Annotated in this window: 14 protein-coding genes and 1 pseudogene; 14 read left to right on the forward strand and 1 reads right to left on the reverse strand. The window is 63.6% G+C overall.

All coding sequences use genetic code 11. From position 1 onward, the window contains the following. Positions 1–279 precede the first annotated feature (279 nt). The 8 genes from LL06_RS10495 to LL06_RS10530 are packed head-to-tail and all read left to right on the forward strand — an operon-like array spanning position 280 to position 8,603. Positions 280–1,224 (forward strand): PDR/VanB family oxidoreductase, encoded by a 945-nt coding sequence (locus LL06_RS10495; protein WP_035525840.1) that lies wholly within the window; start codon positions 280–282, stop codon positions 1,222–1,224. Between the two features lie 18 nt (positions 1,225–1,242). Beyond that, positions 1,243–2,583 (forward strand): aromatic ring-hydroxylating dioxygenase subunit alpha, encoded by a 1,341-nt coding sequence (locus LL06_RS10500; RefSeq protein ID WP_035525843.1) that lies wholly within the window; start codon positions 1,243–1,245, stop codon positions 2,581–2,583. After that, positions 2,580–3,053, forward strand: coding sequence for an aromatic-ring-hydroxylating dioxygenase subunit beta (locus LL06_RS10505; RefSeq protein WP_035525845.1), 474 nt, complete (start codon positions 2,580–2,582; stop codon positions 3,051–3,053). The genes LL06_RS10500 and LL06_RS10505 overlap by 4 nt, the downstream gene beginning before the upstream one ends. A gap of 8 nt (positions 3,054–3,061) precedes the next feature. Further along, entirely contained in the window at positions 3,062–4,675 is a 1,614-nt protein-coding gene (locus tag LL06_RS10510) for an AMP-binding protein (protein WP_035525848.1), read from the forward strand. Further along, entirely contained in the window at positions 4,672–5,844 is a 1,173-nt protein-coding gene (locus LL06_RS10515) for a thiolase family protein (protein ID WP_035525850.1), read from the forward strand. The genes LL06_RS10510 and LL06_RS10515 overlap by 4 nt, the downstream gene beginning before the upstream one ends. 1 nt (position 5,845) lies before the next feature. Next, positions 5,846–7,084 (forward strand): SDR family NAD(P)-dependent oxidoreductase, encoded by a 1,239-nt coding sequence (locus LL06_RS10520; protein WP_035525852.1) that lies wholly within the window; start codon positions 5,846–5,848, stop codon positions 7,082–7,084. After that, the gene (locus LL06_RS10525; protein WP_052161405.1) at positions 7,081–7,872 is read left to right on the forward strand and encodes a cyclase family protein; all 792 of its coding nucleotides are present in this window, start codon (positions 7,081–7,083) and stop codon (positions 7,870–7,872) included. The genes LL06_RS10520 and LL06_RS10525 overlap by 4 nt, the downstream gene beginning before the upstream one ends. Before the next feature lie 5 nt (positions 7,873–7,877). Next, positions 7,878–8,603 (forward strand): SDR family oxidoreductase, encoded by a 726-nt coding sequence (locus LL06_RS10530; protein WP_035525856.1) that lies wholly within the window; start codon positions 7,878–7,880, stop codon positions 8,601–8,603. Positions 8,604–8,688: 85 nt separating this feature from the next. Here the strand turns inward: LL06_RS10530 and LL06_RS10535 are convergent, their stop codons facing one another. Next, entirely contained in the window at positions 8,689–9,918 is a 1,230-nt protein-coding gene (locus LL06_RS10535; protein WP_035525857.1) for a flavin-dependent oxidoreductase, read from the reverse strand. 148 nt (positions 9,919–10,066) lie between these two features. Between LL06_RS10535 and LL06_RS10540 the strand changes: the two genes are divergently transcribed. The 6 genes and pseudogenes from LL06_RS10540 (at position 10,067) to LL06_RS10565 (ending at position 15,886) form a co-directional block, all read left to right on the forward strand. After that, positions 10,067–10,918, forward strand: coding sequence for an alpha/beta hydrolase (locus tag LL06_RS10540; protein WP_035525859.1), 852 nt, complete (start codon positions 10,067–10,069; stop codon positions 10,916–10,918). Between the two features lie 48 nt (positions 10,919–10,966). Continuing rightward, positions 10,967–11,395, forward strand: a complete 429-nt coding sequence (locus tag LL06_RS10545; RefSeq protein WP_035525861.1) for a cupin domain-containing protein — start codon at positions 10,967–10,969, stop codon at positions 11,393–11,395. A gap of 106 nt (positions 11,396–11,501) precedes the next feature. Then, positions 11,502–12,596, forward strand: a pseudogene (locus LL06_RS10550) (NAD/NADP octopine/nopaline dehydrogenase family protein). Beyond that, positions 12,593–13,585 carry a 3-hydroxybutyryl-CoA dehydrogenase gene (locus LL06_RS10555; protein ID WP_081963875.1) on the forward strand — a complete coding sequence of 331 codons (993 nt, stop codon included), beginning with the start codon at positions 12,593–12,595 and terminating at the stop codon, positions 13,583–13,585. The pseudogene LL06_RS10550 and the gene LL06_RS10555 overlap by 4 nt, the downstream one beginning before the upstream one ends. A 94-nt stretch (positions 13,586–13,679) precedes the next feature. After that, complete coding sequence (locus LL06_RS10560) at positions 13,680–14,438, forward strand: GntR family transcriptional regulator (protein ID WP_035525865.1); 759 nt, start codon at positions 13,680–13,682, stop codon at positions 14,436–14,438. Between the two features lie 413 nt (positions 14,439–14,851). Continuing rightward, positions 14,852–15,886, forward strand: coding sequence for a TRAP transporter substrate-binding protein (locus tag LL06_RS10565; RefSeq protein ID WP_035525867.1), 1,035 nt, complete (start codon positions 14,852–14,854; stop codon positions 15,884–15,886). Positions 15,887–15,893: the final 7 nt, after the last annotated feature.

A 15,893-nucleotide genomic window follows, 5' to 3' on the forward strand; every position in this document is an offset into this window, starting at 1 on the left:
GTTTCTTCGAGAGCGCCCTTCCACTTCACCCTGTTCATGGCCGCCGGTCCTCCGAAGCCTCGGAGAAGGACGCCATTCGCCGCATGTGCCGCGTTCTCCCTCGGATTGGCCGGGTGCCCGGAAGGAGCCCGGAGGCCCGGCCGGAATTGCAATACATGCTAATGCATAATTTTACAGCTAAAACGATGGAAATCAATCCGAGTCCTGCAATTGCCGAGCAAATAGCTTGACAGGCATTATTTCATATATAAAACTATGCAAAACCATAAAGTGTGTGAGATGCGGACCAACACCTACCAGCTCCGGTCATCGGCGTATGAGACCGTTGACATAAAGAGGCTTGAATTCGTCGGCGTGGACGGTGCGGAAGTGGCCTGGTCCGCGGGTGCGCATGTTCGCGTGCACCTGACCGACGGAACCAGCCGGGCCTATTCGCTGCTCGCTCTGCCCGGGCCGGACTTGGGAGGCCTGGTGCTGGGCGTTCTGCTTGAGAAGGGCGGCCGGGGCGGGTCCCGCTTCATGCACGCCCTCAAGCCGGGCGACAAGGTCCGGATCTCGGACCCGGTCAACCAGTTCGCCCTGCAGGACCATGACGGGCCCGCAATCCTGATCGCCGGTGGCATCGGGATCACGCCGATCCTGTCGATGGCCGACGAGCTTTCGCGCGCGGGCCGGCGGTTCGACGTGCATTACGCGGGACGAAGCGAGGGCAGGCTGGCGTTTGTCGACGACATGAAACGGATCTGCGGCGACCGGCTGCATCTCCATTACGACGATCAGGACACCGCGCTCGATATCGCCGCCGTGCTGAAAGCGGCAGCCAGGAACGCCCACGTCTATTTCTGCGGGCCGACCGGCATGATCGAGGCCGTCAAGGCGATCGCGGGCAGTCAGGGATTCCCGCCGGACCAGCTCCACTACGAGCTCTTCTCAGCCGAGATCGACCACGCATCGGACACGGCCTTCGATGTTGTCGTGAAGAGTTCGGGGCAGGTGGTTCACGTCCCCGCCGACAAGACGATCATCGAGGCGCTGGAGGAGGCGGGTCTCGACCCGCTCTACGACTGCAAGCGGGGCGATTGCGGGATCTGCCAGTGCGAGGTGATCGAGGGCGAGCCCGATCACCGGGACATCATTCTCACCGACGCCGAAAAGGCTTCGGGGAAAGTCATGCAGATTTGTGTTTCGCGGTCGAAGACGCCGCGACTGGTTCTGGATATTTGATCCGCAAGGGAGGTTGTCATGGACCGATACCGTGGGAATGCGAAAGCCATACGAGACCTGGTGAAAGGCTATGCCGTTCACCGGGATACCTATGTGGACAAGGAGATTTTCGACCTGGAGATGGAAAGCCTGTTTCCAAACACCTGGGTCTATGTCGGCCATGCCAGCCAGTTGAAGAATACGGGCGATTTCATCACCTCGAAAATCGGCCACCAGCCGCTGCTGATCTCCCGCCATCGCGACGGCGAGATCTACGTCCTGCACAACCGGTGCCCGCACAAGGGCGTCAAGATCGCCTCCGAGGCCTGCGGCAACACCGGCAAGTTCTTCCGCTGTCCCTATCACGCCTGGTCGTTCAAGACCGACGGATCGATTCTCGCGATCCCGCTGAAAAAGGGATACGAGGGAACCGGGTTCGATACGGATGCCGCATCCGAAGGACTGGCCCGCGTCAGGAACGTCAAGATCTATCGCGATTTCATCTTCGCCCGGCTCGCCGACAACGGGCTCTCCTTTGAAGATTATTTCGGCGAGTCCCTGTCGACCATCGACAACATGATCGACCGGTCTCCCGAAGGCAAACTCGAGATCATTGCCGCGCCGATCCGCTATATGCACCAGTGCAACTGGAAGATGCTGGTCGACAACCAGACCGACACTTGCCATCCGATGGTCGCCCATGAAAGCTCCGCCGGCACGGCGGTCAGCGTCTGGGAGCGCGAGAAGCACAAGTTCACCGAAACCCCGATGGCCGTGCAGCTCTATGCGCCGTTCATGTCGCCCTACGAGTTCTATGAGGGAGCGGGCATCCGCGTCTGGCCGAACGGCCATGGCCATACCGGCGTCTCTGGCTCGATCCACCAGGACTATGACGACGTGTCCGAATACATGACCAGGATGGAGGCGGCCTATGGACCCGAAAGGGCCAGGGCGATCCTGGGCGATGTCCGCCACAACACGATCTATTTCCCCAATATCATGGTCAAGGGGCCGGTTCAGATCCTGCGCAACTTCATCCCCCTCGCCGTCGACAAGACCCTGGTCGAGAGCTTTGTCTTCCGTCTGGTCGGGGCGCCGGACAAGCTATATGAGCGATCTCTTATGTACAACCGCTTCATCAATGCGCCCACCTCGATCGTCGGCCACGACGACCTCGAAATGTACGAGCGGGCCCAGGAAGGGCTGCGCTCGGACGGCAATGAATGGATCGACCTTCACCGCCTGTACGAGGCGGACGAGCCGCGCGACGCGAACGAGGTGGTCAACGGAACCTCCGAGCGGCAGATGCGCAACCAGTTCTATGCCTGGAGCAAGTTCATGACCCTCAACATGGATCAAAGCGTGGAGGCCGCGGAATGAAACCGGACCGGATTGTGGACTTCATCTATGATGAGGTCGCGGCTCTCGACGAGATGCGCTGGGAAGACTGGCTGGCGTTGTTTCACGAGGAGGGGCGCTACTGGATGCCGCTCGAATGGAAGCAGCAGGATCCGATCATGCAGCCGTCGCTGATGTATGAAGACCGGCTGCTGCTGACGGTGCGGGTCGAGCGCCTTGCCGGCGAACGCACCTTCAGCCAGAAGCCCAAGAGCCGTTGCCACCACCTGCTCGAGCGGCCGCGCGTCCTGTCGCTCGGCGAGGACGACGGCGTCTGCAAGGCCAGGACCTCCTTCATCTACACCGAAACCCGCGGCGATCAGCTCGAGCGCTATTCGGGCTGGGTGTCGCATCACCTGGTCGACGTGGACGGAGCGCTGAAGATCAAGCTCAAGCGGATCGACCTGATCAATTTCGATGCCCCCTTCGGCAATCTCCAACTCTTCATCTAGGGCGGCGCATGTCCCACCAAACCGTTTTCGAACGCTTCTCTGACGCCGTCCATCGGCGTGGCGACGCGCCCTTTCTGCAGGTTCTGGACGAGACCGCCCGCATCTACGCGATCCCGGCCGGTGAAGTCTCCTATGCCGAAATGGGGGAACGCGTCGGCCGCTGGGCCAAGCGGTTCGCCGGGGCCGGCTACGGGGCAGGGCACCGCGTCGGATTGCTGCTGCAGAACCGGCCGGTCTATCTGGAGATCTGGCTGGCGCTCAACAGCCTCGGCGCTTCGGTCGTGCCGATCAATCCCGACCTGCGGCTGGCGGAGCTCGAATACCTGGCCGCCCACTCGGAAATGATCCTGGCGATCGTCCTGCCCGAGAGGGCAGACGAAGTGCGCCAGGCGGCCACAAATGCGGGTCTCACCCTGCCGGTCATCTCCCCCGGAGACACGCTGCCCGAAGCGACCCTCCCCGCTTCGGGCGGCGTGAATCTGGGGAGTTCCACCGAATGCGCCCTACTCTACACGTCCGGAACCACCGGCCAGCCCAAGGGCTGCATCCTGAGCAACGAGTACTTCCTGCATTCCGGCGACTGGTATGAGACGACCGGCGGATATATCAGCCTGCGCAAGGACTGCGAGCGGATGCTCACGCCCCTGCCGGTGTTCCACATGAATGCCATGGCCGTCTCGGTCATGGCGATGATCACGGTTGGCGGCTGCATCATCCTTCTGGACCGGTTTCATCCCCGGAGCTGGTGGCAGTCGGTGCGCGAGAGCCGCGCCACGGTGGTTCACTATCTGGGCGTCATGCCGTCGATGCTGAGCGGCGCAGAACCATCGCCGGCGGACCGGGATCATTCGGTGAGGTTCGGGTTCGGCGCCGGCGTGGACAAGAAGCTGCACGAGCCCTTCGAACAGCGCTTCGGCTTCCCGCTCATCGAGGCCTGGGCGATGACGGAAACCGGCAGCGGCGGGGTGATCTGCGCTTTTGAAGAGCCGCGCAAGACCGGCACGTCCTGCTTCGGCCGCGCCGAGCCGGACGTCGAAGTGCGGGTGGTTGACGATGCCGGGCACGACGTCGAGGGCGATGCGCCCGGCGAACTGCTGGTGCGGCGGGCCGGGGACAATCCCCGCTACGGGTTCTTTTCCGGATATCTGAAGAACCGGCAGGCCACCGACGAGGTCTGGGAAGGGGGCTGGTTTCACACCGGCGATATCGTCTCGCGGGATGCGGATGGCTCGTTTCATTTCATCGACCGCAAGAAGAACGTCATCCGCCGGTCGGGCGAAAACATCGCCGCGGTGGAAGTTGAGACCATCCTTAATCGCCATCCCGACATCCGCATGACCGCGGCTGCGGCGACGCCGGACGAGACCCGCGGCGACGAGGTTGCCGTCGTCATCGTCCTTGGCGCCGGCGACGGGTCGGCCGGCAAGGCGGAGGAGATCGTGCAGTGGGCGCTGGACCAGATGGCCTATTACAAGGTCCCGGGCTGGGTGTCCTTCGTCCCGGAACTGCCCTTGACCGCCACGCAGAAAATCCTGCGGGGAAAGGTCAAGGACCTGGTCGCCGACCTCATGGCCAGGGGCGAGTTCCATGACACGCGCGCGCTCAAGAGGCGGCGGGTTTGACCCGGCGCCCGGCCGCCTATGACGGCGTCGCGGTCTGCTGCCCCGTCACCGTGCCCTATGTCCGCTACTCGCCTGAAACCGCGCATTGGTGGGCCGGCGCCGCGTTGAGCGCGCTCGGCGAACGCACTGGTCTCGGGCCGGCCGATATCGACGGGTTCTGTTTCGCCAGCTTTTCGTCGGGACCCGACAGCGTGGTCGGCATGATCCAGCATCTGGGGCTCTGCCCGAGATGGATGGACCACATTCCCACAGGCGGCGCCAGCGGGGTCATGGCACTCCGACGTGCGGCGCGCGCCGTCCAGTCGGGCGACGCCGACCTTGTCGTCTGCCTTGCCGCCGACACCAACCAGGTCGACAGCTTCCGCCAGACCCTTGCCGGGTTCTCGCGGTTTTCCCAAGACGCGATGTATCCCTATGGCTTTGGCGGGCCGAACGCGACCTTCGCGCTGATCACCGACAATTTCATGCGCACCTATGGGGTCGGGCGCGAAAGCTTCGGCAAGCTCTGCGTGGCGCAACGGGCAAACGCCCTGTCCAACCCGCATGCCTTGATGAAGCGCCCGCTGAGCCTTGACCAATACATGTCGTCCCGGGCGATCAGCGACCCGGTACATCTTCTCGATTGCGTCATGCCCTGCGCGGGCGCCGAAGCCTTCATCGTAACAACGGAAGAGAAGGCGGCATCCCTGGGGCTTGCTGCAGCCTCGATCAAGGCGACGATCGAGCGCCACAACGCCTTTCCCGAAGACCCCATCCAGGTCCGTGGCGGATGGGTCAGGGATGTTGACACGCTGTGGGAGGCAGCCGGCTGCAGTCCCGAAGACATGGATACGATCCAGTTCTACGACGATTATCCGGTGATCGTGGCCATGCAGATGGAGGATCTCGGCTTCTGCCGGAAGGGCGAAGTCGCGGGCTTCATCGACAGGCATGATTTCACGATCTCGGGATCGTTGCCGCTCAACACCAATGGCGGCCAGCTCTCCGCAGGCCAGGCGGGTGCGGCCGGCGGGTTCCAGAACGTCACCGAGGCGTTGAGGCAGGTGCTGGGGTGCCCGCTGGGCGACCAGGTTCCCGACGCCAGGCGGGCGCTGGTGTCGGGATTTGGACTTGTGAATTACGACCGCGGCGTCTGCACCGGCGCCGCCGTGCTGGAAGGGGCGACCTGACATGAGCAATCCCCTTTCTCCCCCTAAGCGCAAGGATCCGCTGACGCCGTCCCGGCTGGGCCATGTCCCGCCGCGTCTGCGCAGCCGCGCCGCCAAGGCGATGGCGGTCCGCGCCGGGCAGGGGCGGTTCGTCCTGCAGGTCTGCGAGGGGTGCAGCGAAGCGACCTATCCGCCCAGAGACCGCTGCCCTCACTGCTGGGGGGAGTTGCGCTGGGCCGACCAGCCGCAGACCGCGGTCCTGCTGGCGGAAACCGTCGTGCGCGCAACCACCGACAACTTCTTTCGCGAACATCTGCCCTGGCGGATCGGGACGGTTCAGCTCGACGCCGGCCCCACCGCGGTGGCGCATCTTCACGGCGACGTCGCGATCGGTGACCAGGTGAGAATGCGCCTGGTCCTGGATCGCGGCGGCAATCCCGCCCTGTTCGCCCTGCCGTTGAAGGAGACACCGCATATGCAGGATGACCCGCAACTGCGCGTCTTCACCTCGGCGCCGAAGCACCGCCGTATTCTCGTCACCGACGGACGGACCAGGCTTGGGCAGGATGTCGCGCAGGCGCTGCTTGCGGCCGGCGCGGGCACGGTCTTTCTTGGCAATTCCGACCCGCTGCTCCGCCATGACGGGGAGGAGTGGATCGCGTCGACGCCCAATATCGACATGGTGCCGCTGGACCTGACCGACAGCCGCAGCGTGAGCGAGCTGGCCGGCACGCTTGGCGGCCGCGTCGATATCATCGTCAACACCGCAGGCTATGTCCGCCCCGGGGGCGTGTCGTCCGGCAGCAGGCTTGCGACGCTGCAGACGGCCATGGACATCAATGCCTTCGGGCTGCTGCGGCTGGCGCAGTCCTTTGGCCCGGCCCTGGGCGCGCGCTCGGATGACGGCGTGAATTCCGCCGCCGCCTTCGTCGACATCAATTCCATCTATGCCATGACCGGCAACGCGGGATTTGCCGGGTTCGCGGCAAGTGCCGCGGCCAGGCTGTCGCTGGTCGCCGGTCTTCGCGGCGAGATGGCGTCCGTCGGCATCCGTGTTGCGAGCGTGCTGTGCGGACCGATTGACGATGCGTGGCATCAGGCGGTGCCGCCGCCCAAGGTCGCGACATCCAGGGTCGCGCAGGCTGTCGTCCAGGTGCTTCAGGACGGGTTGGAACAGGTGTGCGTCGGCGATGTCGCCGAGGACCTGGCGGCGCGCTGGCAGCAGGATCCATTTTTGACCATCCGAGAGGAAAACCTATGAGCAATTCCGGTTCGTTGTGCGCTGAGATGGCCGCGGCCCTGGTCAGCGGAAAGCTGAAATGCGTCGACTTGACCAATACACTGTCCCCCGATTTTCCGGTGATTGTGTTGCCCGCCGAGTTCGGCCAGTGCGCGCCTTTCCGGGTTGAGACCGTGTCGCGCTACGACGACAACGGCCCGGCCTGGTACTGGAACAACATCAGCATGAATGAACATACCGGCACCCATTTCGATGCGCCGGCTCACTGGGTGACGGGCAGGGACCTGCCGTCCAACACGGTCGATGCAGTCCCGGTCAGCGACTTTGTCGCGCCTGCGGTTGTCGTCGATATTTCCGCGGAAGCTGCCGCGGATGCGGATTTCGTGCTGACCCGGGCCTTTCTCGAGGACTGGGAAACCCGCAACGGCAAGATCCCGCCCCGGCACTGGGTCGCCCTGCGCACCGACTGGTACAAGCGGGTCGGCACCCCGGACTATCTCAACCTCAAGAAGGACGGCGCGCATTCGCCCGGTCCGGATGCAGGCGCCATGGAGTTCCTGGTGCATGAGCGGGACTGCATCGGCCTGGCTGTCGAGACGGTGGGAACCGATGCAGGACAGGGCTCCCATTTCAACCCGCCGATGCCCGCCCATTCGATCCTGCACGGCAATGGCCGCTATGGGCTCCAGTGTCTCACCAATCTTGACAAGCTGCCGACCTTCGGCGCGATGATCGTTGCGGCACCGTTGAAAATTCAGGGCGGCTCGGCCAGCCCCTTGCGCGTCTTCGCGCTCTATGACGCGGAGTAAGGCGCATGGCGGGGCGGACGACGCTGATAACCGGCGGCAATTCCGGGATCGGGGCGGCAATCGCACAACGGCTGCTGGCCGCCGGCGAGGCGGTCGTCTCCCTAGGCCTGGAGCTGCCCGGCTGGGAGCATGAGAAGCTCTCGGGCTATGCCGCCGATCTCACCGATGCGGCCGCGACAGCCGAGATCGCCGCACGGATCGCCGCCGACCACAGGGTCAGCGCACTTGTGCACAATGCCGGCATGATCCTGCCCAATCTGATTGCCGATGCGAAGCCCGAGGATGTTCTCACGCTCGCCCAGCTGCATCTGGCGGCCCCGCTGGCGCTGACGCAGGCGATGCTGCCGGGAATGAAGGAGAGCGGCCAGGGCCGCATCCTGTTCATCAGTTCCCGGGCCTCGATGGGGATGCCGACCCGCTCCGCCTATGCCTCCACCAAGGCCGGCGTGCATGGCCTTGCCCGGACCTGGGCGCTCGAACTGGCAGGCCAGGGCATCACCGTCAACGTCATCGCTCCGGGACCGGTGAAGACCGAAAATTTCTGGGGCATCGTGCCGAAGGGCGGGGAACTCGAGGACAAGATCGCCAACTCCGTGCCGGTCAGGCGCATCGGCACGGCGGACGATATCGCCAATGCCGCCCTGTTCTTCCTCGACCCGAAGGCGAGCTTCGTGACCGGCCAGGTGCTCTATGTCTGTGGCGGAACCAGCCTGGGCGGGCTTGGAAGCTGAAGCCTGCCGCGCAATGACGCGCGGCATGTCGCAACAGATCTGCCGGGCGTGCCGGGTCAGCCGGCGCTGACCCAGCCGTGCCCATTCATGCATTCACCCTGGCTTGCGAGAAACCGGCTGTTTCGGCGTATTCGTTCGAAAGCCTCAGGCGTTCCGGGTACGGCAGAAGGGCCTCGATGTCGTCGAACCCGTCGGGGGCGAGTTCCTCGACGCGATCGATAACCATTTCCGGCCCGCCCAGGCGATTGCGCCGCACGACCTCGGCTGTGAGGGGAAGCCGTTCCGCCTCATAGGCCTTGAAGGCGTCGATCACGGTCTTGCGCGCGCCGAGTTCGCGCGACAGGCATGCGGCGTCGAGGATTGCCTGACCGGCGCCGTTCGAGCCCATTGGATACATCGGATGGGCGGCGTCTCCCAGGAGCGTGACGCGGTCCTTGGACCAGAAAGGCAGCGCATCGCGGTCGCACATCGGATGCTCCCAGAACTGGGGTGTGGATTCGAGCAATCCGCGGACGTCGAGAAGCGGGCTGCTGAACCGGTCGATTCGCTTGAGAAGCGCCTGGCGCGCGCCTTCGCGCGACCAGTCCTCACTCTGGGGCAGTGGGGACCCGGGCGCGGCAATGCCGATATTGATCACCCAATTGGTCAGGCGCGTGTCCTCGGTCGTGCCGGGCGCAATGGGATAGACCACCAGCTTCTCGCGCCGCCCGCCCAGGATGGTCATCGAGTTTCCGTCAAGAAATTTGGGCCAGTCGCGGGCGCCGCGCCACATCATCACGCCGCTCCAGAGCGGCGGCCCCTGATCGGGAAACAGACCCTTGCGCACCACGGAATGGATCCCGTCCGCGCCGATCAACCCGTCCGCCTGCAGGGTGACCGGCCCCTGCGCGGTCTCGAACAGCGCGGTCGCCGCTCCGTCGGCCTGAACAAAGCCTGTCAGCCTGTGGTCGACCCGCACCACATCCCCCACTCTCTCACGCACGGCATCGAGCAGGATCTTCTGCAGGCGTCCGCGGTGGATGGAGAATTGCGGGACGTCATATCCCGCCTTGGCGCCGCGCACTTCGCGCCAGACTTCCTGCCCGAAGCGGTTTGCCAGGATCAGGGTTCCGGTGGGGATGGCGTTGGCTTCGAGCTCGCCAAGCAGTCCGAGGCGAGCCAGGTGCTTGACCGCATGCGGCAGGATGTTGATCCCGACGCCAACCTCCCTGATCTCCGGAGCCTGTTCAAGGACGCTGCAACTGATGCCCTGCTCGGCGAGCATCAGGGCCGTGCTTAAGCCGCCGATCCCGGCGCCTATGATCAATAAGTGCAAGTGAGCTCTCCTTCGCGATTTCCGGGAGGGTAGCAGCTATTTGCGACAATTCTAGATATTTTATAAAATAATTTGACTTTGCGAAACTGCTCCTGCAGGATCCGGCCATCAGATCGGTTCCGACAACGGTCAAGGCAGGGAGGCTCGTATGGACGCGGCGTACAGCGCAAATCTGGATGACGAGTACAACGCGTTCATTCCCGCCGCAGGTTTCGACAAGGACGCGATTTACCGGCAACGCAGCGCGGACGCGGCTGAGCGGGTCGAGCGGATCGCCGATGTCGTCTACGACCAGCGCTCCGGCTCGAAGCTGGATCTTTTCCCCGCCGGACCGGGCGCGCCGCTGTTTGTCTGGATCCACGGCGGCTATTGGCGGTCGTCCTCGAAGGACGAGAATATCTTCGTGGCGCCCGGGCTGGTCGGGCAGGGGATCGCGGTTTGCACGGTCGACTACCAGTTGGCGCCGGTGGTCGATCTCGACGAGATTGTCCGGCAGGTTCGGCAGGCAATCGCCTGGCTTGCGGCCAATGCGGGCGATTACGGCATTGATGCGGGCCGGATCCATATCGGCGGCCATTCCGCCGGGGGCCACCTCGTCGGCATGCTGTTGGCGAAGGGATGGCAGAAGGATTTTGATTTCCGCGACGATGTCGTCGGCACGGCCCTGTCGGTCAGCGGCATCTTCGATCTTGCGCCCATCGAGCATACCTTCGTCAACAAGGAACTGCGGCTCGACGCCGGACTGATCCAGCGCAACAGCCCAATCCTTCATGTTCCCGGGAAAAGCGTCGCCGACCTCCTGGTCTCCTACGGCGGTCTGGAATCATCGGAATTCCGGCGGCAGACCGAAATCTATGAGCAGGCGTGGCGCGGCAACGGCAACAGCGCGACTTCGATCGCCATGCCCGATTTCCACCATTTCGATATCATTCTCGAGCTGGAGAAGCCGGGAAATCCGCTTTTCGACACGCTGGTCGGGCGCATCGGCCAGGCTCTCTAGCGGGCGGGCGCAGTGTTTTTGAAGGCCAATCACAGGGAGAGTGGCAAAATGGATGCAAGTAGCGGCGCAGTCCGGGCGAAAGCCGGCGTGGATGGCCAGGCCTGGAATATCCTCGACCAGATCTACATCCCGATGGCGGTGACGCAGACCTCCTTCATCTGGGACGCGACGCTGCCGGCAGACAGCTTCGTGCCCCGGCACGTCCATCCCAACCAGGACGAGTTCATCTATATCCTGGAAGGCGAGCTGGAACTGGTCCTCGGTCAGGAAGACGTCAAGATCGGACGCGGAGACATGGTGACGATGCCCATGAACGTGCCCCACTCGATCCACAATCGATCCGGCAAGCCGGTGAGGGCGATCTTCTCGGTCTCTCCCACCAACCTGACCTATGAGTATTTCCAGAAAATCAACAACATGACGGACAGGGACGCGATGGCCGCGCTCGCCGCCGAGCATGACCTTCCGTTTGTCTGAGCCAGGCTCAGATCGGTCAGGTCAGAATTGCAGGCCGGCCAAGGCTCTCCGGCATGCGGCCCCCGCAGCGTCCGCATGAAATTCGGTGCACGATAAGGAATAGAACATGAAAATCGCAGTTCTCGGTGGAGGAAACGGTTCGCTTGCGGCAGCAGGCGACTTCGCGCTGAATGGACACGACGTCCGGCTTTGGCGTCGTGCGCAGGCCGATATCGACAACCATCGCCGGCTCGGCAACCGGATCGCCGTTCGCGATGGGGACGGCAGCCGCGAGGCCGAGCTGTAGATGACCACGTCCGACATCGCGGAGGCCATGAAGGGCGCGCAACTGGTCTTCTGTCCGGTTCCCGCGCACGCGCAAGAGGACCTGGCCCAGGCGATTGCGCCGCATCTGGTTCCGGGGCAGGTCGTCTTTCTGCCGCCCGGGACACTGGGATCCGTGGTGTTCGCCCGGGCGGCAGCCGCTGCCGGAACGCTTGAAGGGGTCGCATTCGCCGAGACCGGCACCCTGCCCTGGCTGGTGCGAAAGCACGGGTTTGCCGAGGTCCTCATCTCGACCCGGGCGGTTCGTCTGCCGACCGGCATCCTTCCGCTTGTCCTCAAGGACCAGGCAATCGCCGTCATCGGCGAAGCCTTTCCCGGGGTTGTCGAATCCTGCGGCGACGTGCTGTCGGCCGCGCTGATGAACGCGGGCCCGATCATTCATCCGCCGCTGATCCTCATGAATGCGGGACCGCTGGAGCATTTCGAGGCTTGGGACATCCACAACGAAGGGACGCAAGCCTCCATCCGCCGGGTGACCGACCGTCTTGATGGCGAGCGGGTGGCGATACGCGAGGCGCTGGGATACGGCGCGCCGCATTTCCCGCTCGCCGATCACTACAGGGACGACGGCGACGAATGGATGTACAATCGCAAGTCACGGTCGAACCTGACCAAGTCCGGAGACTGGCGCGAGAAAATCGTCCTGACCGAGCACCGGTACATGATGGAGGACGTCCGACTGGGCCTTGCCTTGCTGTGCTCGCTCGCCGACCTTGCGGGGGTGGAGGCGCCGGTGGCGCGCGGCTTGCTTTCGATCGCCTCGGCCGTCTGCGGCAGGGATTTCGCCCGGGACGGGCGGACGCTGGCGACGCTCGGCCTGGGAAGCCTGTCCAGGGATGAGCTGCAGGCCCTGCTGCGAACGGGGTTTGCGGCATGAGCCGGGCTGCTGAAAAGGAAGTCGTCGCCTGTCTCGGGGTCGGAAGGATGGGGCGCGGGATCGCCGTGGTCTTTGCCTATGCCGGCCACGAGATGGTGCTTGTCGATATCAAGCCGCGCGAATCCGATGCCTTCGACGCGCTGGCGCGGGAAGTTCTCGATGAATGCCGCGACATCCTGGAGATGCTGAGCCGTCTCGGCCTCTTCGAGCTCTCGGGGGTCGACACGATCCTGCGCCGGATCAGGATCGTCGCAGATGCGGATGCGGAGGCAGCGCTTGCCGGCGCGGATTTCGTGTTCGAGGGGGTGCCGGAAAATCTCGAGGTCAAGAAGCAGGTTCTTGCCCGCGCGGAGGCCGCGATGCGGCCCGACGCGATCATCGCTTCCACCACATCGACGATCTGCGTGGACGACCTTTCTCCGGCGATGGCCCGGCCCGGGCAATTCCTCAACGCCCATTGGCTCAATCCTGCGTTCCTCGTGCCGCTGGTCGAAGTGTGCCCGGGCGCCAAGACCCTGCCGGAGGTGACGCAGAGGCTCACCTCGTTCCTGGAATCCATCGGCAAGGTGCCGGTCGTCTGCGCACCGAGCCCCGGATACATGATTCCGCGCATCCAGCAGGTCGCCATGATCGAGGCCGCGCGGCTGGTCGAGGAAGGCGTTGCCAGCGCCGAAGACATTGAAAAGGCGATCCGCTACGGCTTCAGTTTCCGGTTCTCGGTCCTGGGAATGCTCGAGTTCATCGACTGGGGCGGCGGCGACATTCTGTTCAATGCCTGCGCCTATCTGAGCGAGGCGCGTCAGGATCAACGCTATGCGGCTCCCGACATCGTCAAGCGCAACATGGAACAGGGCCGGATCGGCCTGAAGACCGGCCAGGGCTTTCTCGATTACACCGGGCGGGACATTCCGGCCTACCGGGAAGGCCGCCTGGGACAAATGTTGGATCGTCTGCGGCAGGAAGGCCTGGCGCGCCCGCCGGTATTGTAGAATGGATTCGCGGCGGGGCGACGATTTCAGTCGCTTCCGCCGCCAGTCGAGCTAGGGTCGGGTCGGCCTTTGCTTAAACGGAGAAGATGAGTTGATGTCCACGAAACTGAAATCGATATCATCCGAGGCGTCGGGCGCCGATCAGGAGGATGCGGTGACCCTGGGCCAGTATGCCTATGGCCAGATCCGTTCCGATATCCTCAAGGGTCATTTTCCGGCGGGCAGTCCGTTGCGGCTGCAAGCCCTGAAGGATCGCTACGGTTTGAGTTTCTCGCCCTTGCGCGAGGCGCTGAACCGGCTGCAAAGCGAACGCCTGGTCGACTCCGTGGCCGCCCGCGGCTTTCGGGTGACGGAAGTCTCGCTCGAGGAAATGTGGGACGCCATCGAGACGCGGATCCTGGTTGACTGCGAGGGATTGCGGCGGTCCATCGATCGCGGTGACGACGATTGGGAAGGGCGCCTGATCGGAGCCTTTCATGCCCTCGCCAAGTGCATCGAGCGATCGCTCGCCCGAGACCAGGATCCCACCGAAGACGAGGTTGCGGAGCTCGAGGACCGGCATCGGACGTTTCATCTGACGCTGCTTTCGGCCAGCGGATCGCAATGGATGCAGAACATCTCGGCGCAGCTCTACGATCATACCCAAAGGTATCGCTGGCCGTATTTCGTGGCCTCCGCCTCCAACAGTTCGCTCAAGCGCTACTTTCTCGAAGAAAACAAGAAGATCGTCGAGCTGTCTTTGGCACGGTCCTCGGACGAGGCGGTCAAAATGTTCGCGGCGAGTATCCACCGGACCGGTGAACTGATCGAAACCCTGTCGAAGGACGACATTCCCCGCCACCGGGAGGGCTGACGCGGCTTCGTCTGCCGCCGATACCCTGTCGAAACACGGGCATTTCGGCCTGGGAGCAGCCGCTTCCGGGAAGGACCCTCCATGCGCACCGCACGGCTTCGCGTTTGAGAGAGAATGAGGCTCCCGGCCAGCCGAACCTTGAGAAACAAAGGGATCCAGCGAGGATATTTTACAAGATAATCTATGGTAATGAATAAATTTATGTGTAAAATGAAATCCGGATTGCTCGCTGCGGCGACCTGAGAGCCCACGAAGTGGGCGAGATGCAGCGAGTGGTTGGGTACGGCGCACCAGGGAGACTGGGCCCGTCGAGCGAGCCGCAAAGAACCGGCTCATCGCGTGCGATGGGAGAGATCGTCAGGCGCCGAAGCATGCCGGTTCGATGTGTCAACAAGCAATCAACAAGAGAGGGAATGAAGATGAATGCAAAATCGATGATCAAGGGACTGCTTGGATCAGTGCTGTTGATGGCTTCGCTGGGCCAGGCTTCCGCCGAGCAGATCAAGCTGACGATTTCCACCTGGGCGCCGCCGTCGCATGGCGTCAACGCGACGATGTTCCCCTGGATGATCAAGCAGATCGAAGAGAGAACGGAAGGCCGCGTCACCGCCGAGCTCAAATACAATCTCGCCCCTCCGCCGGCCCAGGCGGACGTGGTCAGCGATGGGCTGGCCGATATCTCCTGGATCACGCACCATTACACGCCCGGGCGCTTCCCCAGCGCGCTGATCGCCGATGTGCCGGGCATGGGCGGCAGTGCGGAAGCGCTGGCCGTGGCCTACTGGCGCACCTATGAAAAATTCTTCAAGCAGGCCAATGAGCATGGCGACCTGATGGTGCTTGCGCTGCATTCCCACGGCGACGGTCTCCTGCACACCTCGCGGAAAATCTCCTCCCTGAGCGAGATCTCCGGCATGAAGCTGCGGATCGGCGGCGGCGTGGCCGGGCTGGTGGGCGATGCGCTGGGCGCTGTCGCGATCAACGTGCCCGCGCCCAAGGTCTATGAGACCCTGGCGTCGCATGCCGCCGACGGCGTCCTGATGCCGATGGAGGCCAAGAAGGGGTTCAATCTCACCGAGGTCGCCGAGCACACCTACAAGATGCCTTCCGGGTTCTATCACACCTCGATGGCGACCATCATGAACCGCAGCAAGTTCGAATCGCTCGAGGAAAGGGACCAGGCGGCCCTGAACGAGCTTTTCGGCGAAGAGCTCTCGCGCATCACCGGCCGCTTCTGGGATGAGTTCGACGCGGAAGGCCTGGAAGCCCTCAAAGCTGACCCGGACAACACCCTGACGATCGCCAGCGAAGCGGACCAGGCGATCTGGGCGGAGATGACAGCGGAGATCACCCAGAATGTCATCGACGATGTGGCCAAGACCGGGATCGACGCTCAGGCAGCTTACGACTTTTTCAAGTCGGAGCTGGCAAAGCTCGATGCGAAGTGACGGCGGT

It is taken from the genome of Hoeflea sp. BAL378, from assembly GCF_000759435.1.
In the GTDB taxonomy this organism is placed as follows: domain Bacteria; phylum Pseudomonadota; class Alphaproteobacteria; order Rhizobiales; family Rhizobiaceae; genus Hoeflea.